The following is a 19,513-nucleotide window of genomic DNA, read 5'->3' as shown; positions in this document are numbered from 1 at the left end:
TTCATTAATGATAGCTTTTTGCGCTTGCTGGGCGGGCGCTGGAGGCCGATTTGTTAAGAAAACGGTTTCTTGGGGTTTCCGATCCGGCGCCTGGTTTGGTCGGGGGGCGGCGGACGTTTCAAAACCGACCTGTAGGAGACTTTCATGCAAGCGCAACACACTGCGGGCGCTACGCGGCGCACTGTCCTGGCCATGGCCGCCATTCCACTGTGGGCCGGTGCGGCCGGTAGCACTTTTGCCCAGGCGGCGTGGCCAGACAAGGTGGTCAAGCTCGTTGTGCCGTTCCCGGCGGGCGGGCCGACCGACACGGCTTCGCGCATCGTGGCGCAGAGGCTGGGCGAGCGCTTGAAGCAATCCGTCATCGTGGACAACCGCGCCGGTGCCTCGGGCTCGATCGCGGCCACGCAGATCGCCAAGACCGCGCCCGACGGCTACACGCTGATGACCCTGGCCACGCCCACGCTGCTGGCGCCGCACCTGTACAAGAAGACCGGCTACGACCCCACGAAGGACTTCGCCCCCGTGGCCCTGGCATACGACCTGCCGCTCGTCATCGTGGTCAATCCCAGGGTACTGCCCGACGTGACCGACCTGCCCAAGCTCGTCGCGCACGCCAAGGCGCAGAAGGCGCCGATGAACTACACCAGCGCGGGCAACGGCAGCTTTGCCCACCTGAGCATGGAAATGCTCAAGCAGGTGGGCGGGTTCGACATGCAGCACGTGCCCTACAAGGGCAGCGCGCCCGCCATCACCGACACCATTGGCGGGCAGGTGCCCGTGATGTTTTCCGACCTGATCGCCGCGCTGCCGCACATCCAGGGGGGCAAGCTGCGGGCCATCGCCCTGAGCACGGCGCAGCGCCTGGATCTGCTGCCGGGGGTGAAAACCATCGCGGAGCAGGGTTTCAAGGGCTACGAAGCCGTGTCGTGGGGCGGTATCGTGGCGCCGCCGGGCACGCCCAAGGCCGTCGTGGACCGTTTGGCGGGCGAGGTGCAGCAGATCCTGGCCGACAAGCAGGTGCAGGACAAGATGGCGGGGGCCGGCGCCTTCGCGCACTTCCTGGCGCCGGCGGCTTTCGGCGAACGCATCGCGCAGGACTATGGCAAGTGGGGCCAGTTGATCCGCGACAAGGGCATCGCGGCGGAGTAAGCCGTCGAGGCGGCCGGCGGGCTGGCCGCTCTCGGCGCTTCAGGGCTGCGTCCTGCCCCGGGGTGCGCAATCGCGGCTACAATCCAAAGCTTTGCTGATCACCCCAGCGGATACATGAAAGGGAAGCAGCCGCTTCCCTTTTCCGTCGGTGCTCTCTTCGGCGCGATAGCAAAGCGGTTATGCAACGGATTGCAAATCCGTCCAGTCCGGTTCGACTCCGGATCGCGCCTCCACTTACCCCGCCTACCCCATCCCCGTCGCCTGGCCGAGCGCCGGCTGCGGCGCGTCCCTGCGACAATGCACGTTCCGCCCCGGTGGTGAAACTGGTAGACACAGCGGACTTAAAATCCGCCGCTTTCCCGCAAGGGAGCGTGCCGGTTCGAGCCCGGCCCGGGGCACCAGTGAAGGAACAGCCATGAATCATGAAGATGCAGCGTTCGAGATTCACGTGCATGGCGACGTGAAACTGCGCGAGGACGTCGGCTTCGACGCCCTCCAGGATGCCCTCAAACCCCTCTGGAAGTACGCCGGCGCCCGCTCGCTGGCCGACGGCGCCGCCAGCCTGTACGAGGACGAGCCGGGCATCCGCTTCGACCCGCGCGAGCACCTGCTGCAGATGTGCTGGACCTTGCAGGGCGAGGACGACTTCCGTCACCAGCTCGACGACCTGTGCATGAACCTCAACGAGCTCTCGGCCGAGGGCTCGCAGATCGAGGTGACCTTCTACGACGCCGACTTCGACGAGGACGACGAGGACGAGGGCCGCGAGGCCCGCGACGACTTCGTGCTGCTGTTCGTCGGCCCGACGCCGGAGGCCATCATGCAGGCGCAGCGCAACCTGCTGGTGGAGGACGTGGTGGCGCTGATGGAGCGCCACTTCGACGGCGCCGAGCTGGGCGGCGTGGTGGCCGAGATCGACAAGCTGTTCACCGGCCGCTTCGACGCGCTCACCAGCTCGCTCGAACTCGGCAAGCCGCGCAGCCCGGGCGGCGGCACGCCGGGGCACGGCGGCGGGCGCCGGCCGCGTCACCTGCACTGACCGGCCTGGGGTCAGACGACCGCAGTGCCCAGCCAATGCCGGGCTGCATACCGCAGGGTAGCGGTGCTGCCGCTGGCGTGCAGACGTACACAGTCGTCGGCCTGCTGGGGCGGGCGCAGCAGGCCGGCCGCGCGCAGCACGCGCTCGGTCTGCCGCGCCACGGCTTCGCCGGAGTCGATCAAGGTCACCTGCGGCCCCACCAGCGCTGCGATCTGCGGGCTGACCAGCGGGTAGTGCGTGCAGCCCAGTACCAAGGTGTCGATCTGCCCGGGTTCTGAGCCAAATCGGCCGATAGCGACCGTCCAGCGAGCGCTGGCAGCTACGATTTCAGGAGTATCCAGGCGCTCGATGGCGGCCGCGAGGCCGTCGCAGGGTTGCAGCACGAAGCGCGCCTGGCCGGCCAGGGCGGCGTGCAGCGCCTGGAACTTGCGGCTGGCCAGCGTGCCGCGCGTGGCCAGCACGCCGATGCAGCCGGTGCGGGTGGCCGCCACGGCGGGCTTGAGGGCCGGCTCCAGGCCGACGATGGGCAGATCGGGCCAGGTGGCGCGCAGCACGTGGATGGCGGCGGCGGTGGCGGTGTTGCAGGCCACCACCAGCGCTTTGGCACCGTGGCCCTCGACCAGCTCGCGTGCGACCGCCTGTGAGCGCGCCAGCACGTAGGCGTCACCGCGCTCGCCGTAGGGCGCATGGGCGGTGTCCGCGTAGTAGACGAAGCGCTCGTGCGGCAGGGCCTCGCGCAGCGCCTTCAGCACGCTCAGGCCGCCGACGCCGCTGTCGAACACGCCGATGGGGCGCGAGGGCCGATCGGCCGCGCCCGGCGTGTTGTCGGCGCTGGCCGCCGCGGTGCTCAGCAATTCTCGGGCTCCCGCGGCAGGCCATCGCCGATGTCGAACCACGGCGCCTTGTAGCGCGTGAACTTGTGGTGGCGGTACACAGGTGTGATGGGCGTATCCAGCGTGCCCACGCGCAGCCGCAAGGCATCGGGCAGGTCATCGCGCACGCTGTAGAGCGGGCTGCCGCAGCAGCGGCAGAACACGCGCGCCTTGTTCGGCGTGGCGCGGTATTCCTGCAGCAGATCAGCGCCGGCCAGCAGCTCGAAGTGCGCGCGCGCGATCGGCGCCACGGCCACGAAGGCCGAGCCCTGCGCCTTCTGGCACTGGGTGCAGTGGCACATCGAGATTTCGTCGATCGCGCCCCGATAGGCGTAGCGCACGCCACCGCACAGACAGCTGCCATGCAGCGCGGCGGGGGCCGTGGGAGCCGACGCCATCAGGCGGTGGCGACCTCGATGCCCTTGAACTCGCCGCTGGCGATGCGCTTGCTCCACTCGGCCGGGCCGGTGACGTGCGCGCTGGTGCCGCCGGCGTCCACCGCCACCGTCACCGGCATGTCCACCACGTCGAACTCGTAGATGGCTTCCATGCCCAGGTCCTCGAAGCCGACCACCTTGGCGGTCTTGATGGCCTTGCTGACCAGGTAGGCGGCGCCGCCCACGGCCATCAGGTAGGCGCTCTTGTGCTTCTGGATCGCCTCGATGGCGGTGGGGCCGCGCTCGGCCTTGCCGATCATGGCGATCAGGCCGGTCTGCGACAGCATCATGTCGGTGAACTTGTCCATGCGCGTGGCGGTGGTCGGGCCGGCGGGGCCGACGGCCTCGTCTTTCACCGGATCGACCGGGCCGACGTAGTAGATGACGCGGTTGGTGAAATCGACCGGCAGCGTCTCGCCCCTGGCCAGCATGTCCTGGATGCGCTTGTGCGCGGCGTCGCGGCCGGTGAGCATCCGGCCGTTCAGCAGCAGGGTCTGGCCGGGCTTCCAGCTGGCGACTTCCTCCTTGGTCAGCGTGTCCAGGTTGACGCGCTGGCTCTTCTGCGTATCGGGCGCCCAGTCCACCTTGGGCCACAGGTCCAGGCTGGGCGGCGTCAGGTACGCGGGGCCGCTGCCGTCGAGCACGAAGTGCGCGTGCCGCGTGGCGGCGCAGTTGGGGATCATCGCCACCGGCTTGCTGGCGGCGTGCGTGGGGTGCATCTTGATCTTGACGTCGAGCACCGTGGTCAGCCCGCCCAGGCCCTGCGCGCCGATGCCCAGGGCGTTGACCTTCTGGTACAGCTCCAGGCGCAGTTCCTCGACCTGCGTGAGCTTCTCGCCCTTGCTGGCCTTGGCTTGCAGCTCGTACATGTCCAGGTCGTCCATCAGCGACTCCTTGGCCATCAGCACCGCCTTCTCGGCCGTGCCGCCGATGCCGATGCCCAGCATGCCGGGCGGGCACCAGCCGGCGCCCATGGTCGGCACCGTCTTCAGCACCCAGTCGACCACGCTGTCGCTGGGGTTGAGCATCACCATCTTGCTCTTGTTCTCGCTGCCGCCGCCCTTGGCCGCGACGGTGACATCCACCGCGCTGCCGGGCACGATCTCGGTGAAGACCACCGCGGGCGTGTTGTCCCTGGTGTTCTTGCGGGCGAACTGCGGGTCGGCCACCACGCTGGCGCGCAGCGTGTTGTCGGGGTGGTTGTAGCCGCGGCGCACGCCTTCGTTGATGGCGTCTTCCAGGCTGCCGGTGAAGCCGCTCCAGCGCACGTCCATGCCCACCTTGAGGAAGACGTTGACGATGCCCGTGTCCTGGCAGATGGGGCGGTGGCCGGTGGCGCTCATCTTGCTGTTGGTGAGGATCTGCGCCATCGCGTCCTTGGCCGCCGCGCTCTGCTCGCGCTCGTAGGCGCGGGCCAGGTGGGCGATGTAGTCGGCCGGGTGGTAGTAGCTGATGTATTGCAGGGCCGCGGCGATCGATTCGATCAGGTCGTCTTGCTGGATCGTGGTCATGGTTTTCCTTCGTGGGCGGATGGCTGCCCTCAAATGCGATTCAGTCGCATTCGGGGTTATGCTCGTGTATTTGCCGTGCTGCGCGCACGCCCTTCATTCTGACAGCGGAGCCCAAGCCATGACCACCCGCACCGAACGCGACACCTTCGGCCCCATCGCCGTGCCGGCCGACAAGCTGTGGGGCGCGCAGACGCAGCGCTCGTTGCAGAACTTCGACATCTCGGGCGAGCGCCAGCCGCGCGAGATCATCCGCGCGCTGGCGCAGGTCAAGCAGGCCTCGGCCGCCGTCAACCACGCGCTGGGCTTGCAGGACAAGGCCAAGACCGACGCCATCATCGCCGCCGCGCAGGAGGTGATCGACGGCCGGCACGAGGGCGAATTCCCCCTCGTCGTCTGGCAGACCGGCTCGGGCACGCAGACCAACATGAACGTCAACGAGGTGCTGGCCAACCGCGCCAGCGAGCTGCTGGGCGGCGAACGCGGCGAAGCGCGCAAGGTGCACCCCAACGACGACGTCAACCGCAGCCAGTCCAGCAACGACGTGTTCCCCACCGCCATGCACGTGGCGGCGGTGGAGGCCGTCACGCACAAGCTGCTGCCTGCCATCGCCAAGCTGCGCGGCACGCTGGCGCAGAAGGCCAAGGACTTCGACGGCATCGTCAAGATCGGCCGCACCCACTTGCAGGACGCCACGCCGCTGACCTTGGGGCAGGAGATCTCCGGCTGGGTGGCCCAGCTCGACCAGGGCGAAAAGCACGTGCGCGCCGCGCTGCCGCACCTGTGCGAGCTGGCGCTGGGCGGCACGGCGGTGGGCACCGGGCTGAACGCGCCCAAGGGCTATGCCGAGGGCGTGGCCGCCGAGCTGGCGCGCCTCGCGGGCCTGCCCTTCGTCACCGCGCCCAGCAAGTTCGAGGTGATGGCCGCGGCCGACGCCTTCGTCGCCGCGCACGGTGCGCTCAAGACCCTGGCCGCCAGCATGAACAAGATCGCCAACGACGTGCGCTGGCTCGCCAGCGGCCCGCGCAGCGGCATCGGCGAGATCAGCATCCCGGAGAACGAGCCCGGCTCGTCCATCATGCCCGGCAAGGTCAACCCCACGCAGTGCGAGGCGGTCACCATGCTGGCCGCGCAGGTCATGGGCAACGACGTGGCCATCAACATCGGCGGCATGTCGGGCAACTTCGAGCTGAACGTGTTCCGCCCCATGATCGCGCACAACTTCCTGCAGAGCGTGCGCCTGCTGGCCGACGGCATGGTCAGCTTCAACGACCATTGCGCCGTGGGCATCGAGCCCAACCACGAGCGCATCACCGAGCTGGTGCAGCGCTCCCTCATGCTGGTGACCGCGCTCAACACCCACATCGGCTACGACAAGGCCGCCGCCATCGCCAAGAAGGCGCACAAGGAAGGCACCACGCTGCGCGAGGCCGCGCTGGCGCTGGGCCACGTGACGGGCGAGCAGTTCGATCAGTGGGTGGTGCCGGGCAACATGGTGGGCCGTTGATTTAAAGACAAATCGGCCTCCAGCGCTTGCTGGACAAGCGCTGGCAGCTATGGTTTTTAAGCTGCGGCGCGCGGACTGTCGAACTGGTGCAGGGCAGCAAAAAGCTGCTCCACCTTGGGCGCATCGAAAACACCGTCCGGCCCTTGCGCATGGATGTCGGTGAACGGTGACTCATACAACCGTGCCGCCGGCATGGCCCCGTGTTCCGTCAAGTGCTGCACGATCTCGTCGATGAACTGCAACTGGCTGGCGCTGGCGGTGCCTGCCGCGATCAGACCGGCAAAGGCGGCCGTGGCAGCTTCCCGATCCAGACCGACCAGGGAGCGGATGAACAGCGGCAGGCTGGTGTGCAGGGTGCGTGCCCGCTCAATGTCGCCGTCGCTGCCGCCCGCTTCATGCAGCAGGGTTTCCAGTTCAGCCAAATCCGTGGAAGTCAGGGGCTGGTTGCGGCGCAGCTTGTGCAGGGCCAGCCGGTCTTCGTGTGCGCGCAGGAACACCCTGGCCTTGCTGCGGAAGCGGTCGAAGTCCACCGCGCTGGCGACCAGGGGCAGATCGACTTCGGTGGATTCACCCAGCGCGTCTTCAAAGTCGGTATAGACCACCTTGCGGCCGGTCTTTTCGATCAGCTTGATGAGGCCGCGCAGCTTGCGCCGCGCCTGCTCCAGCATGGGCAGGGTCACGTCCTGCCACCATTCTTCGCCCGCGATGGCTTCGATCAGCAGCAGGTGTTCGCGCACGCTGGGTACGTTGGCAAGGTGCAGCAGGCCGTTCGCCAGTTGCTGCACGCGCGTCTGCAAACGGGCCAGCGCGGGCTCCTGCCGCAGCAGGGCCAACTGGGTGCCCAGCATCAGCGCGTCGAAGCGCTTGGCGTCCTCGTCCTCGTCGCGCACGCTGGTGGGCAGGCCGGAGAGGTGCTGCGACACCTCGGCCAGTTGCTCCGCCGTGGGGGCCTGCCACGCATCGGCCTGCGCCCAGGCTTCCACCCAGCGGCGCTGCGGGCGCACCACGAAGTTCTCCATTGGCATGCCTTGCACCGTGCGGTGCAGCAGGTCGGCCACGTCGTTGCGGATGGTTTCCTCGGTCAGCGCCAGCGGCGGCGGTGTGTCTTCGGCCACGCCTTGCGTTCTCAGCCGCTGATCCAGCAGGCCCAGCAGTTCCAGCCGCGCGTTGAACAGGCGCTGCGACAGCGGCTGGGCCAGCGCGCCTTCGCTGCCTTCCAGCTCCTGGCTGAAAAACTCCAGGTTCTGGCAGAAGTCGAAGATGAAGAAATCCTTCTTGTCTTGTTGAGGCCCGTACAGGTCTTTGCACAGGCGCGTGCCGCGCCCCACCATCTGCCAGAACTTGGCCTTGGAGCGCACGATCTTGAAGAACACCAGGTTCACCACCTCGGGCACGTCGATGCCGGTGTCCAGCATGTCCACCGAGATGGCGATGTGCGGCGCGCGGTCCTTCTGCGCAAAGGCGTCGATGAGCGACTGCGCGTATTCCGTCTTGAAGGTGATGACGCGCGCGAATTCGCCCCGGTATTGCGGATAGTTGGCGTTGAACCGCTCGGCGATGAACTCGGCGTGCGGCTGGTTCCTGGCGAACACGATGGTCTTGCCCAGCCGGTCGCCGCCCGCGACCTTGTGGCCGCGCTCCATCAGCAGGGCCAGCATCTTGTCCACCGTGTCGGTGTTGAACAGCCATTGGTTCACCGCCTCGGCGCCCACGGCGTCGGGCGCTTCGCCGCCTTCGTCGTCCCATTCCAGCGCGTCCCACTGGTCTTTTTCGTCTTCGCTCAGGTCGTCGTAGCGGATGCCCTCGCGCTGGAACCGCAGCGGCACTGAAATGGCCTTGGGCGGCGCCAGATAGCGCTCGGCAATGGCGTCGTCCAGCCCGTAGGCATCGGTGGGCACGCCGCTTTCCAGGCCGAAAAGGCTGTAGGTATTGCGGTCGATCTCGTCCTTGGGCGTGGCCGTCAGGCCCACCAGCAGCGCGTCGAAGTAGCTGAAGATGGCACGGTACTTCTGGTAGATGGAGCGGTGCGCCTCGTCCACCACGATCAGGTCGAAGTGGCCCACGCCGAAGCGGCGCTGCCCGCTGCCCGCGCCTTCGTTGATGAGGCCCATCATCGTCGGGTAGGTGCTGACGTACACACGGCCCTCGGTGGCGCGGTCGGTCACCAGGTTCACCGGCGCGGCGTCGGGCAGATGGGCCTTGAAGGCGTTCACGGCCTGGTTCACCAGGGCCACGCGGTCGGCCAGGAACAGCACGCGCTTGCACCAGCCCGCGCGCATCAGCAGATCGACCAGCGCGATCACCGTGCGCGTCTTGCCCGCGCCGGTCGCCATCACCACCAGCGCCTTGCGGTGCTGGTCGCGTTCGAAAGTCTCGGCGATGCGGCGGATGGCGCGCTGCTGGTAATGCCGCTCCACGATGCCCGGCGCAATGGGCAGGCTGTCCAGCGGCTTGCGGCTGGTGCGCCGCTGCACCATCAGCTCCAGCTCGTCCTTTTTGTGAAAGCCCTGCACCGCGCGCGGCGGGCTGGTGGCGTCGTCCCACAGCCAATGCGCGTAGCCATTGGTGCCGTACATCACCGGGCGCTGGCCGAACTGCTGCTCCAGGCAGTCGGCATACAGGCGGGCCTGCTGCTCGCCTTCCTTGGCACTGCGGCGTGTGCGCTTGGCCTCGACGATGGCGAGCGGCCTGCCGTCGTCGCCCCACAGCACGTAGTCCACATAGCCCTTGCCCTCGCCGTTGGGCATGCCCTGTACATCGTATTCGCGGTCGCGCGCGTCGGAGAGTGTCCAGCCCGCTTCCTTGAGCAGCAGGTCGATGAACAGGTCGCGCGTGGCGGCCTCGTCGTAGTCGTGATCGGGGGCGGGCGCTGCGGCATTGGCGGCCTTGGCGGCGGCGATCTCGGCGCGGTAGCGGGCCAGTTCCTCGTCCAGCGCGGCGTTGCGCGCCTCGGCCTCGCGCAGTTGCGCGTCCTTCTGGGTCAGCGCTTCGGCCTGCTTTTGCAGGGCTTCCTGCGCGGCGGCCTGGGCGGCGCGGCTGGCCTGCGCGATGGCGTCCGAAGGCGGCGGGGGCAGCAGCTCGGCGCGGAACTGCAAGCCCGCGGCGGGCCGGTCGGACACCTTGCGCGCATAGCGCTGTGCCAGCCAGAAGGCCACGTGGAACAGCTCGCGCAGGGCGGCCAGCGCATCCTGCTGCGGCACCGGGCGGGCGTTGTGCACAGCCTGGTTGCCCAGGCGGCGGATCACGTCCATCTTGGCGTGAACCGTGGCGCCCACCAGTTGCTGAAAGCTCGGCTCGAACAGGAAGGCCGACAAATCCGCCTTGTACGGCACGCGCAGGCAGCCGCCCCGGCCCCCTTCGGCCTGGAACAGCCACGCCACGGCCAGCTCCAGCGTGCGGCGGGCGTAGAAGCAGGCCGTGCGCGGGTCGCCCAGCGCGGCGGCTTCGGCACGGCGGGCCTCGGCCAGTAGGTCGGGCCAGCCGGATTGCAGGAATGTGAAGTTGCTGCTGGCGGTCATTGCGCGGCCTTGGGGGTTGCTAAATTTGCTGCGCCGTGTGCTTCACGCGCAGGATTTCCACGGTGCGGGATGCGTCCAGCACGCGATAGAGCACGATGTAATTGCGGTGGGCAACCAACTCGCGCACGAAGGCGGGCAGGCCCGGCCGGCCCGTGCGGCCCAGCTTGGGGTGCTCTGCAAGCGGCAGGGTCTTGTCGCGCAGTTCCTGGCCGAATGTTTCGGCCCTGGCTGGGTTGTCTTGCGCGATGTGGTCGATGATGTCGTCCAGATTGGCCTCGGCCATCGGACGCCATGTGATGCGGTAAGGGACTTTCGCCTTCGCCATGGGTCAGCCGCCGTGGTCACTCATACACGCTTCGCCGCTGCCGCCTTGTAGCGCGCGATGCGGGCATCCATCCGGGCCATGACTTCCTCGTGCGGGATGCTTGGCCGGGGGTCGTCAATAGACGCCTGAATCTCGGCGGCAAGCCACTGGTTGTAAGCCGCTGCCTCATGCGCTTCGCGCAAGGCTTCGGCGCGGCGCGGCCTGCTGCGGCTCATGTCTTTCTGCTCGGGGTTCCAGTGGGTCACGTCAAGCTGCGCAATGGAAATGCCCAGGTCGCGCAACACGATGAGCGCGGAAGCCGGGTTGCCGAAGCGGCGCGGCTCGGTGCTGCGGGCCTTCGCCAGAACGGCATCCTGGCCGCTGCGCGTGGCAATCTCCAGGAAGAAGCCACCGCCTTGCCCTTTCAGCGTGACCCCTTTCACTCCGCCTGCATGGGCCGTGGTGCGCAGTTGCTCCAGTGTCATGCTGTGCATGGCGTACTCCTGTTCAAGAATCAGGTCACTATTGTGCGTAGTTGATAGAAAACCTGCAACAGGCAAAGGCCAATCGCCTGGGCATGAAACCGCCCAGCTTCAGTGACCGGAAGGTGCAACGGCGGCGGCCAAACTGCGCCGCTACGTGCCGCATTGGGCTTGAATTGTTTGATGGGCACTTGATCGCCCGCCTGCCTGTGGCTCCGACGGTGGAGAAACTGCTTTGGTGACAACCACTTAGCCGTACACATTTGCTTGATGGGTATTTGATGGGCGGCAGTGTGCGGAGTCAGAACGTGTGAATGAATTCGGCGTGGCCGAGCAGCGCGTCAAAACGCGGCCCATCAAGGCGCAAAGCGCAGCCATGGCTCGGGCTATGGCGAGCATTTGCAACGCAGAGGGGGCGTGTTTTGGCGTGATGAGCGGGCATGACGGATTCGTTCACACGTTCTCAGAGCGTGTTTACGATCTCATCCCCGACAATCCTTGGGTGAAGAGAAAGCCGTACCCAAGCGACATAAGTCGAGAGAAGTTTGCCGAGATAGAGCCGCTGCTGCGCAGCGTTCGGCGCAGCACCAAACCGATCAAGCTCGATCTGTACGAGGTGTTCTGTGCAGTGCTGTACCTGCTGCGCACGGGTTGCCAGTGGCGCTATCTGCCACCGCAGTTCCCCAAGTGGCACAACGTCTATGCGTACTGGCGCAAGTGGAGCGAGCCTGACCAGCACGGAGTGAGCGTGCTGGAGCAGGCTTTAAAAAAATCAGGTTGGCGCGGCCCGAGAGAAACTGGGGCGCAACGCCTGCAGCGCGTTCTTGATCGTGGACGCGCAGAGCGTCAAGAACGCTGACACAGCGGGCTTCAAAGGCTACGACGCAGGCAAGAAAGTCTCGGGTATCAAGCGACACATCGCGGTGGACACCCAGGGCCTGCCCCATGCCGTGGCGGTAACCACAGCCGAAGTGACGGATCGCAAAGGAGCGCTTGCGGCATTCAAGCGCTGCAAGCAGTCGCTGGGGCGGGTGCAAAGTGTGCTGACGGACAGCGGCTACACAGGAGCTCCCTTCGCCCAAGGCGTCAAGGACATCCTGGGTGAGCATGTGACGGTGCAGATTGCCAAGCGAAGCGAGCTGCACACTTTCAAGGTCATGCCCCAGCGCTGGGTGGTTGAGCGCAGCTTTGCGTGGTTGGAGAAAAACCGCAGGCTATGGAAGAACTGTGAGCGATGGCTCAATACCAGCTTGCAGTTCGTCCACTTGGCGTTTCTGGCTCTGCTACTCAGGAGATCGTAAACACGCTCTCAGAGCAGGCCCGCGAAGGCCCGCTGTTGCAGCGAGGCGAACAGTTCATCGAGCGCGGCCAGGGCGCGGCGGTGGGTGGCTTTGAGGGCTTCGATGGACTGGATGCGGGTGGCGAAGGTTTGTTGGAGGGGGAGGGGCGGAAGTGCAATTCGCATCGCCTGGATTTCTTTGGCGTTGATGTTTGCCATACCTACGATGCTTTTGCACATACCCCGCAACATACGCTTGGCGTATGGGGTGTTTAGAAATCGGGCCAGGTACATCGGATGGTTCGCGTCGTTGACGCGCAGGCGCACGAGGTAACCGGCGTAGGCAAGTGAGGGGGCTGATTGAGGCACGATGGCCGTTTTACCAACCAGTTCGGCGCTATTGGTGCGGTTAAAAAGTACGTCGCCAGCCTTTACCAGATACCTCTCATGATCTTTGCTAGGTAAGTCCATGTATTTAAGGTCTTCCAAATCCAATTCGCCGGTACGGGTAATGTTGTTCATCCGTAGAACAGGGAATTTGCCGTCATGGCCTGATTTCTCACTGGTGCCATAAGACGCTGATTCCAACATGTCTCCGATCTTGCCTATGACCCAGCCATACGGATTTTTGGCTGGATCCCCAAACATATCGAGAAAGAGGGACTGGGCGAGGCTGTCGAGCAGGGCCAGGGCGGTGCGGCGTTGGGTTCGGAGGGTTTCGGCTTGGTCGAGGATGGTGGCGATGCGGCGTTGTTCGTGTAGCGATGGCAATGGAAGCTTCAAGGCCAAGGCACGATCAATATTCAGGTTGGAAATATTGGTCGTCTTTTGACCAAAGCTTCGCAACAAAGCTTGAGTGTGTTCCCAAGAAAACCATTGATAGAGGTAGCGAGCATCAACATGGGCTGAGTTGCCACGAAGCACTGAGACAAAGCCGCCAAAGCTTGTACGCCAAGGAAGTTCTGGAACCCAAGAGCATTTACCAACCAAGTTCCAACTGTTCGCACTCGAAACAAGAATGTCGCCGGTCTGCAAAAGTTGTTCGTTTCTGCGAACGAAAGTCTCTGAAACGGCCCAAACGTCAGTCAGGTCGAGTTCTGACTGAACGTTTTTCGTCCGCATACAGGCAACCGACCCCTCGGTTCCAACCGGAACAACGTCGTCGGGTTTGAAGTTAATACCGCGAATGAACTGAGCAACATCTCCGAGCGCCATGAATGTTGGGCGGTTCACTTCAACATCCCCTCCAACACCCCCATCCCCCGCGCAATCTCCCCCTCCAGCGCCCGCAGTTCCTCCAATATCTCCCCCGGTGCCCGGTGCTGCACCTGCGCATGCACCACTTCCTTGTACCGGTTGATGCTCAGGTCATACCCATTGGCCTCGATATCCGCCTTGGGCACGCAAAAGCTCTGCGCGGTGCGGGGCCGCTCGCGTTCGCTGCCGTTGCGCTCTCCCCAGCGCGCCAGCACGTCGGGCAGGTTGTTCCTGGCGTGCTCTGCTTCTGATAGCTGGCTGCGCCCGTCCACAAAGCGCTGGAGGCCCAAAAGGCTTGTATCCAGCAGGGGCTGGCGCTTGTCGTCCAGGCTCCAGCCGTCGGCCTGCATGTCGTAGAACCACACGCTGTCGGTGCCGCCGCTCATGGTCTTGGTGAAGAGCAGGATGGCGGTGCTGACGCCCGCGTAGGGCTTGAACACCCCGCCGGGCAGGCTGATGACGGCGTCGAGCTTTTGCTCTTCCACCAGCTTGCGGCGCAGTTCCTTGTGGGCCTTGCTGCTGCCGAAGAGCACGCCGTCGGGCACGATGACGGCGGCGCGGCCGCCGGTTTTCAAGAGGCGCAGGAACAGGGCGAGGAAGAGCAGTTCGGTCTTCTTGGTCTTGACGGTCTGCTGCAAGTCCTTGGCGGTGTTCTCGTAGTCCAGGCTGCCCGCGAAGGGCGGGTTGGCGAGGATGAGGCTGTAGGCGTCGGCATCGTCCGCCGCGCCTTGGGCGAGGGAGTCGCGGTATTCGATGGCGGGGTGTTCCACGCCGTGCAGCACCATGTTCATGCTGCCGATGCGCAGCATGGTGTTGTCGAAGTCGTAGCCGTGGAACATGCCGTGGTGGAAGTGCCGGTTCTGCTCGGGCACGCGCAGCATGTCGGGGTAGGTGCGGCGCAGGTATTCGCCCGCGGCGACGAGGAAGCCGCAGGTGCCGCTGGCGGGGTCGCAGATGGTGTCTTGCGGCACGGGGGCGGTCAGGGCGACCATCAGCTCGATGATGTGGCGCGGGGTGCGGAACTGGCCGTTCTGCCCGGCGGAGGCGATCTTGCCGAGCATGTATTCGTACAGGTCGCCCTTGGTGTCGCGTTCGTCGAGCGGGATGGTGTCGAGCAGATCGACGACCTTGGCGAGCAGCGCGGGCGTGGGGATGGTGAACCGCGCGTCGCGCATGTGGTGCGCAAACGCCGTCTCCGCCGCCGGGCCACCCGATGCGTGCAGGCCGCGCAGGAAGGGGAAGACGTGTTCGCCGAGCACGGTGTACATGTCGGCGGGCGCCATGTGCTTGAAGCGTGACCAGCGCAGGTCGTCAAACGGGCGGCCCTTGGGGTCGGTGCCTTCGGGGAAGAGCCGCACGGGCTGTGTCTTGAGGCGCAGGGCCTTGTTGTCTTCGCGGGTCTGGTCGCTGTCGAGGGCGCGCAGGAAGAGCAGGTAGGTGATCTGCTCGATGACTTCGAGCGGGTTGGCGATGCCGCCGGACCAGAAGGCGTTCCAGACTTGATCGACCTTGTTTCTCAATTCACCGGTGAGCATGGGGCAGGGGATGTGCGCAAAGACACGAGTCTGCCACGGCCGGGGAATCGAGGGGACGTGATTTTTAAGAGTGTTTTTGGCCTCCAGCGCTTGTGTGGCAAGCGCTGGCAGCTATCAGAATGATAGCTCAGGTGTCGCCGGGCGGATCGAACGCGAAGCCCACGCCGTAGACCGAGCGGATCCAGTCGTGGTCGGTGCCGTCGGCGGTCTTGAGCTTGCGGCGCAGGTTCTTGATGTGGCTGTCGATGGCGCGCTCGTTCACGTCCAGCGTGTCGCCGTAGGCCAGGTCGAGCAATTGCGCGCGCGAGAAGATGCGTCCGCTCTGCCGCGCCAGCACGTGCAGCAGGCGGAATTCACGCCGTGTCAGCAACAGCGGCTGACCGCGCAGGCTGGCCTGCCACTGGCCCTTGTCCAGCGCCAGGGCGCCGTCCGCCGAGGCCGCGCTGGGCGGGGGCGGGGCGCCGCGGCGCAGCACGGCCTTGACGCGCGCGACCACTTCGCGCGGCGAGAAGGGCTTGCAGATGTAGTCGTCGGCGCCCAGTTCCAGGCCGATGAGGCGGTCCACCTCCTCGACGCGGGCGGTGAGCATGATGATGGGGCTCTGCGTGAGGCCGCGCGCCTGGCGCAGCACCTCCAGCCCGTCCAGGCCGGGCAGCATGATGTCGAGCAGCGTCAGGTCGGGCGGTGCCTCGCGGATGCGTGCCAGGGCGGCGCGGCCGTCGGCCACGTGCTCGGCGGCGTAGCCGGCGTGGCGCAGGTAGTCGAGCACCACGCCGGCGATGTCGGCTTCGTCCTCGACGACGAGGATGCGGGTGGGGGTGATGGCGTTCATGGCATGTTCTCCAGCAGCGGCAGCGCCAGCATGACACGCAGCCCGCCCAGGGGCGAGTGCTGCGCCTCGATGCGCCCGCCGTGCGCCTGCACGATGGTGCGGCAGATCGCCAGGCCCAGGCCGGAGCCGCCGGCGTCATCGGCGGCGCGGGTGCGGGCGCCGTCGCTGGCGTTCTGGGCGCGGTACAGGCGCTCGAACAGGCGTGGCAGCTCGTGCGCGGCCACGCTGGGGGCGCTGTCGTCCCATTGCAGGCGCAGCCAGGCGCGGCCGTGCTCGCGCGCGGTGTCGGCGCTGACGCGCAGCTGCCCGCCGGCGTGGGTGTAGCGCAGGGTGTTCTCCAGCAGGTTGCTGAAGACCTGGTGCAGCTGCTGCGCGTCGCCCAGCACCAGCGGTTCGGGGCCGGGCCAGGGCAGGCCGGGCGTCTGCACGCCGATGCGGGCCTGCTCCAGGCGCGGGCGCGCGCCGGCCAGGGCTTCGGCCAGCAGGGCCAGCGGGTGCACGGGCACGTGGCTGGCGGCGGGCGCGGCGGCGCTGCCGTCCAGGCTGGTGCGCAAATCGCCCACGAGCTGGATCAGGCGCATCACCTGCCGGTGCAGGCGCAGCGCGGTCTTGTCGTCGAACGGGCGGATGCCGTCCTGCAGGGCTTCGATCTCGGCGCGCATGGCGGCCAGGGGCGTGCGCAGTTCATGGGCCACGTCGCCGAGCCACTGGCGGCGCGAGGCTTCCACGCCGGCGAGCTGGCCGGCCATGTCGTTGAAGGTGCGGGCCAGTTGCGCCAGCTCGTCCTCGCCGGCGACGGGCACGCGCGTGTCCAGCCGCCCGGCGGCGATGGCGCGCGCGCCTTCGGCCAGGGCATGCACGGGCGCCAGCCAGCGGCGCGCGAGCCAGGCCGACAGCGCCAGGGCCAGGGCCAGCCCGGCCAGGCCGGTCCAGGCGACGAAGCCCATGTGTTCGCGCAGGAGGGCGCGGTCGGCCTCGCTTTGCAGGTCGTCCGGCGGCGAGAGCACCAGGTGGCCGATGACGGCGCCGCCGGGGTCGGTCAGCGCCTGCTGCGCCGCGCCGGCGCGCGGGACGCTGCCGGCCACGAGGCGGCGGTCGGTGTCCAGCAGGCCCAGGCGCGCGTAGACCGACGGCGGGCCGCCGGGGCTGCCGTCCGGCGGGGGCGGCGGCCTGTCGGACGGCGGGCGCGCCGGGTCGAAGTCGCGTTGGGGTGGGGGCGGCGGGCGGTCGCCGGCGCCGCTGCCGTCGGGACCGGAGCGGCGCAGCTGGCGCCACAGGTTGGGCTGGCGGCGCAGCGTATCCCAGTTGCCGGCCTGGGCATGGTGCTCCTGCAGCCGGTCGGCCAGCCAGTCCATGCGCGCCAGCTCGATGCTGGCCACGTAGGGCCCCAGCCCGCGCTGCAGCGCCCAGCGCGAGAAGCCCGCGAACAGCAGCACCAGCACCACCAGCATGGCCGCGAGGGCGATGAAGGCTTTGCTTTGCAGGGTGAGGCGGGGCGGGCGCAAGGGCGGTGGGTCAGGCCTGCAGGCCGATCGAGATGGTGGCGTCGTAGCCGTCGGTGATGTCGCCGGTGAAGGCCGGCGTCTGCCAGGCGATCTGCGCGGCGGTGTTGTCGCCGAACACATTGTCGGACGACAGGCTGACTTTGGACAGGTTGCTCACGCTGGCACTGTAGCCGCTGACCTGGGCGTACACGGCGTTGCACACGTCGGCGGGCATGGCCATCTGCGAGGTGAGCAGCTTGTTGGTGTAGCTGCTGGCGCTGTTGGCGCTCTTGTAGACCTCGAAGTGGATGTGCGGCCAGCGTCCGGAATAGCAGGCGGGGAAGATGGTCACGAAGGTGCACTGGCCATTGGCGTCGGTGGTCTGCACGCCGCGCAGGTAGTTCTGGTTCAGCACGCCGCTGCTGTACAGCGAGTACGTGCCGTCGCGGGTGCAGTGCCACAGGTAGATGGCGTAGCCGGACAGCGGCGCGCAGCTGTTGTTCACATCCACCAGGGTGATGGTGAGCGTCGTGCGCAGGCCCGCGGCGGTGCCGCTGAGGCCCCCGAAGCTGCTGCGGATGTCGCTGCGCACCACGCCGCTTTGCGTCAGCACGTTGACCACGCTGCCGTTGACGCTGTTGGAGCCGTCCGCGGGGTAGGGGCCTTGGGTTTCCGTCGGGTCGGCAAGGCAGGTGGTGCTGCCCGTGTCGGTGGTGCTGGTACCCGTGCCCGTGCCTGTGCCTGTGCTGGTTCCGGTGCCGGTGCCTGTGCTGGTGCCCGTATCGGTTCCGGTGTCCGTGTCGGTGCTCGCATCGTCCGAGCCCCCGCCGCAGGCGGGCAGCGTCAGCGAGGCGCCGCCGGCGGCGATCAGGCCCAGCAGGCGGCGGCGCTCGCGCAGACGCAGCGCCATGACCTGGAGGTCGTGCTGGAGGCCGAGGTCGTGTTCGTGTTCATCGTGGAGCGTGTGCATGGGATTTCTCCGGTGGCGGTTTTTCATGGTGCGGCGCACCACCCGCGACGCACCGCAGCGCCTCGGCACGCCATGCCGCGGAGCAGGCCATGCCAGCGCCCCCACTGGCCACGGCCAGTGGGGGCGCCCCCTGGAGGGGGAGGTGCAACATCGCGCAGCGAGTGGAGCAACGGGGGTGGTTTCACTTCAGCTTTGGGGTCGTGGCGGCTGGTCGGGGCGCCGGTTGGGCCGGGCGGCCAGGGCCGTGCCCGACGACGTGGTGACCGTGCGGCAGGTGCCATCGAGCGTCTTGCCGTCCGGCAGTGTGATGGTAACGGCGGCGCCTTCGGCCTTGCCCTGGCAGGCGGCAAACGCCTCGGGCGGCGGCGGTGGCGGCGCGCGGCGCTCCTGCTGCGCCAGCGCGGGCGCCAGCGCGCCGCACAGCAGCGCGGCGAAGATCGGGTGGGCGAGCGAGTGGCTCATGGCGTACTCCTGGGATCAAGGGATATGCCACTGTGCCGGAGAAGGTGGGAGAAATCGTGTCTGATTTGTTTGCTATCTAAAGAATAGCTGCCGGCGCTTTCTGCATAAGCGCTGGATCACGATTTGGCTTTGAATATCGAGGCTTCAGCGTGAAGCCTTGTGCCCCGCGCTCATCAGCTTGTCGGTATAGGCGATGGCCATCGCCGAGAGCAGGAACACGACGTGGATCACGGTCTGCGCGATCAGCACCTTGTCGGTGTAGTTGCCGGCGTTGATGAAGGTTTTCAGCAGGTGTATGGAACTGATGCCGATGATCGACAGCGCCAGCTTGACCTTGAGCACGCTGGCGTTGACGTGGCTGAGCCACTCGGGCTGGTCGCGGTGGCCTTCGAGGTCGAGCCGGCTGACGAAGGTCTCGTAGCCGCCGACGATCACCATGATGAGCAGGTTGGAGATCATCACCACGTCGATCAGCGCCAGCACCACCAGCATGATCACCGTCTCGTTCAGCGAGGTGACGGCCACGTCCGACTTGTAGCCGATGCTGGTCACCAGGGCCTGCAAGGCATGCTGGTTGCCGAAGGCGGCCTCGATCAGGTGCCACAGCTCCACCAGGAAGTGCACCACGTACACCGCCTGCGCGGCGATCAGGCCCAGGTAGAGCGGCAGTTGCAGCCAGCGGCTGGCGAAGATGATCGCCGGCAGCGGGCGCAGCGGGCGGTTGGCGGGGGATTGGACAGGGTCGGACATGGCGGACGGGCGGCCGAAAATCGCGTATTGTAGGGACGGCGCGGCGCTGGATCGGCGGTCTTTCCAGGGGCCAGTCAGTGCGTTGTAAGAGCCCGGCGCCACCATCACCGCGTTCGGCAGGCAGCCGC

The 19,513-nt window shown here is 66.9% G+C and carries 17 protein-coding genes and 2 tRNA genes; 6 read left to right on the top strand and 13 right to left on the bottom strand.

The window, feature by feature from the left end:
- Positions 1–144 precede the first annotated feature (144 nt).
- The 4 genes from QM772_RS05560 (at position 145) to QM772_RS05545 (ending at position 2,188) form a co-directional block, all read left to right on the top strand.
- Entirely contained in the window at positions 145–1,149 is a 1,005-nt protein-coding gene (locus tag QM772_RS05560) for a Bug family tripartite tricarboxylate transporter substrate binding protein (RefSeq protein WP_415134452.1), read from the top strand.
- 159 nt (positions 1,150–1,308) lie between these two features.
- A tRNA-Cys gene (locus QM772_RS05555) sits at positions 1,309–1,382 on the top strand.
- Between the two features lie 75 nt (positions 1,383–1,457).
- Positions 1,458–1,550 (top strand) — tRNA-Leu (locus QM772_RS05550).
- 14 nt (positions 1,551–1,564) lie between these two features.
- Positions 1,565–2,188 (top strand): DUF6806 family protein, encoded by a 624-nt coding sequence (locus QM772_RS05545; protein WP_415134451.1) that lies wholly within the window; start codon positions 1,565–1,567, stop codon positions 2,186–2,188.
- An 11-nt stretch (positions 2,189–2,199) separates the two neighbouring features.
- Here QM772_RS05545 and murI read toward each other — a convergent pair whose 3' ends face one another.
- Genes murI through QM772_RS05530 form a run of 3 tightly spaced genes read right to left on the bottom strand, consistent with a single transcriptional unit; the run spans position 2,200 to position 5,008 of the window.
- On the bottom strand, positions 2,200–3,039 hold the full coding sequence (gene murI / locus QM772_RS05540) for a glutamate racemase (RefSeq protein WP_415139479.1): 840 nt from the start codon (positions 3,037–3,039) through the stop codon (positions 2,200–2,202).
- A complete protein-coding gene (locus tag QM772_RS05535) occupies positions 3,036–3,458 on the bottom strand; it encodes a GFA family protein (RefSeq protein WP_415134450.1) in 423 nt (140 codons plus the stop codon). Before QM772_RS05535 ends, murI begins: the two co-directional genes overlap by 4 nt.
- Positions 3,458–5,008: a fumarate hydratase gene (locus QM772_RS05530; RefSeq protein WP_415134449.1), complete on the bottom strand. Its 1,551-nt coding sequence runs from the start codon at positions 5,006–5,008 to the stop codon at positions 3,458–3,460. Before QM772_RS05530 ends, QM772_RS05535 begins: the two co-directional genes overlap by 1 nt.
- A gap of 118 nt (positions 5,009–5,126) precedes the next feature.
- Here QM772_RS05530 and fumC point away from each other — a divergent pair, with 118 nt between their 5' ends.
- Positions 5,127–6,512 carry a class II fumarate hydratase gene (gene fumC / locus QM772_RS05525; protein WP_415134448.1) on the top strand — a complete coding sequence of 462 codons (1,386 nt, stop codon included), beginning with the start codon at positions 5,127–5,129 and terminating at the stop codon, positions 6,510–6,512.
- Positions 6,513–6,568: 56 nt separating this feature from the next.
- Here fumC and QM772_RS05520 read toward each other — a convergent pair whose 3' ends face one another.
- Genes QM772_RS05520 through QM772_RS05510 form a run of 3 tightly spaced genes read right to left on the bottom strand, consistent with a single transcriptional unit; the run spans position 6,569 to position 10,828 of the window.
- The gene (locus QM772_RS05520; RefSeq protein ID WP_415134447.1) at positions 6,569–10,030 is read right to left on the bottom strand and encodes a DEAD/DEAH box helicase family protein; all 3,462 of its coding nucleotides are present in this window, start codon (positions 10,028–10,030) and stop codon (positions 6,569–6,571) included.
- Positions 10,031–10,049: 19 nt separating this feature from the next.
- The gene (locus QM772_RS05515; RefSeq protein WP_415134446.1) at positions 10,050–10,355 is read right to left on the bottom strand and encodes a type II toxin-antitoxin system RelE/ParE family toxin; all 306 of its coding nucleotides are present in this window, start codon (positions 10,353–10,355) and stop codon (positions 10,050–10,052) included.
- Between the two features lie 20 nt (positions 10,356–10,375).
- Entirely contained in the window at positions 10,376–10,828 is a 453-nt protein-coding gene (locus QM772_RS05510) for a hypothetical protein (RefSeq protein WP_415134445.1), read from the bottom strand.
- 490 nt (positions 10,829–11,318) lie between these two features.
- Here QM772_RS05510 and QM772_RS05505 point away from each other — a divergent pair.
- Positions 11,319–12,117 (top strand): IS5 family transposase gene (locus tag QM772_RS05505; protein ID WP_415136166.1). Its coding sequence is split into 2 segments (ribosomal slippage): positions 11,319–11,582 and positions 11,584–12,117, totalling 798 coding nucleotides; the frame shifts between segments, so codons are not numbered across the junction.
- A gap of 8 nt (positions 12,118–12,125) precedes the next feature.
- Here QM772_RS05505 and QM772_RS05500 read toward each other — a convergent pair.
- The 7 genes from QM772_RS05500 to QM772_RS05470 form a co-directional block, all read right to left on the bottom strand.
- Positions 12,126–13,328, bottom strand: a complete 1,203-nt coding sequence (locus QM772_RS05500; protein ID WP_415134444.1) for a restriction endonuclease subunit S — start codon at positions 13,326–13,328, stop codon at positions 12,126–12,128.
- Positions 13,325–14,887 (bottom strand): type I restriction-modification system subunit M, encoded by a 1,563-nt coding sequence (locus QM772_RS05495; RefSeq protein ID WP_415134443.1) that lies wholly within the window; start codon positions 14,885–14,887, stop codon positions 13,325–13,327. Before QM772_RS05495 ends, QM772_RS05500 begins: the two co-directional genes overlap by 4 nt.
- A 127-nt stretch (positions 14,888–15,014) precedes the next feature.
- Complete coding sequence (locus QM772_RS05490) at positions 15,015–15,719, bottom strand: response regulator (protein ID WP_415134442.1); 705 nt, start codon at positions 15,717–15,719, stop codon at positions 15,015–15,017.
- Complete coding sequence (locus tag QM772_RS05485; protein WP_415139477.1) at positions 15,716–17,170, bottom strand: ATP-binding protein; 1,455 nt, start codon at positions 17,168–17,170, stop codon at positions 15,716–15,718. Before QM772_RS05485 ends, QM772_RS05490 begins: the two co-directional genes overlap by 4 nt.
- Positions 17,171–17,234: 64 nt before the next feature.
- Positions 17,235–18,173, bottom strand: coding sequence for an intradiol ring-cleavage dioxygenase (locus QM772_RS05480; protein WP_415134441.1), 939 nt, complete (start codon positions 18,171–18,173; stop codon positions 17,235–17,237).
- A 186-nt stretch (positions 18,174–18,359) separates the two neighbouring features.
- Complete coding sequence (locus QM772_RS05475) at positions 18,360–18,635, bottom strand: hypothetical protein (RefSeq protein ID WP_415134440.1); 276 nt, start codon at positions 18,633–18,635, stop codon at positions 18,360–18,362.
- A 144-nt stretch (positions 18,636–18,779) separates the two neighbouring features.
- A complete protein-coding gene (locus QM772_RS05470) occupies positions 18,780–19,385 on the bottom strand; it encodes a TIGR00645 family protein (protein WP_415134439.1) in 606 nt (201 codons plus the stop codon).
- Positions 19,386–19,513 lie beyond the last annotated feature (128 nt).

The organism is Ottowia sp., from assembly GCF_047601385.1.
GTDB lineage: Bacteria > Pseudomonadota > Gammaproteobacteria > Burkholderiales > Burkholderiaceae_C > Ottowia.
The sequence above is the reverse complement of the archived record's forward strand: the minus strand, read 5'-3'. Positions and strand labels throughout refer to the sequence as shown.

What these genes read in the sequence shown, in the direction of transcription:
- QM772_RS05530 (WP_415134449.1), bottom strand. Translation starts at nt 5,008, where the DNA reads ATGACCACGATCCAGCAAGACGACCTGATCGAATCGATCGCCGCGGCC.
- QM772_RS05495 (WP_415134443.1), bottom strand. Translation starts at nt 14,887, where the DNA reads ATGCTCACCGGTGAATTGAGAAACAAGGTCGATCAAGTCTGGAACGCC.
- QM772_RS05490 (WP_415134442.1), bottom strand. Translation starts at nt 15,719, where the DNA reads ATGAACGCCATCACCCCCACCCGCATCCTCGTCGTCGAGGACGAAGCC.
- QM772_RS05560 (WP_415134452.1), top strand. Translation starts at nt 145, where the DNA reads ATGCAAGCGCAACACACTGCGGGCGCTACGCGGCGCACTGTCCTGGCC.
- QM772_RS05470 (WP_415134439.1), bottom strand. Translation starts at nt 19,385, where the DNA reads ATGTCCGACCCTGTCCAATCCCCCGCCAACCGCCCGCTGCGCCCGCTG.
- QM772_RS05520 (WP_415134447.1), bottom strand. Translation starts at nt 10,030, where the DNA reads ATGACCGCCAGCAGCAACTTCACATTCCTGCAATCCGGCTGGCCCGAC.
- QM772_RS05545 (WP_415134451.1), top strand. Translation starts at nt 1,565, where the DNA reads ATGAATCATGAAGATGCAGCGTTCGAGATTCACGTGCATGGCGACGTG.
- QM772_RS05480 (WP_415134441.1), bottom strand. Translation starts at nt 18,173, where the DNA reads ATGCACACGCTCCACGATGAACACGAACACGACCTCGGCCTCCAGCAC.
- QM772_RS05510 (WP_415134445.1), bottom strand. Translation starts at nt 10,828, where the DNA reads ATGCACAGCATGACACTGGAGCAACTGCGCACCACGGCCCATGCAGGC.
- fumC (WP_415134448.1), top strand. Translation starts at nt 5,127, where the DNA reads ATGACCACCCGCACCGAACGCGACACCTTCGGCCCCATCGCCGTGCCG.
- QM772_RS05475 (WP_415134440.1), bottom strand. Translation starts at nt 18,635, where the DNA reads ATGAGCCACTCGCTCGCCCACCCGATCTTCGCCGCGCTGCTGTGCGGC.
- QM772_RS05535 (WP_415134450.1), bottom strand. Translation starts at nt 3,458, where the DNA reads ATGGCGTCGGCTCCCACGGCCCCCGCCGCGCTGCATGGCAGCTGTCTG.
- QM772_RS05485 (WP_415139477.1), bottom strand. Translation starts at nt 17,170, where the DNA reads ATGCTGGTGGTGCTGGTGCTGCTGTTCGCGGGCTTCTCGCGCTGGGCG.
- QM772_RS05515 (WP_415134446.1), bottom strand. Translation starts at nt 10,355, where the DNA reads ATGGCGAAGGCGAAAGTCCCTTACCGCATCACATGGCGTCCGATGGCC.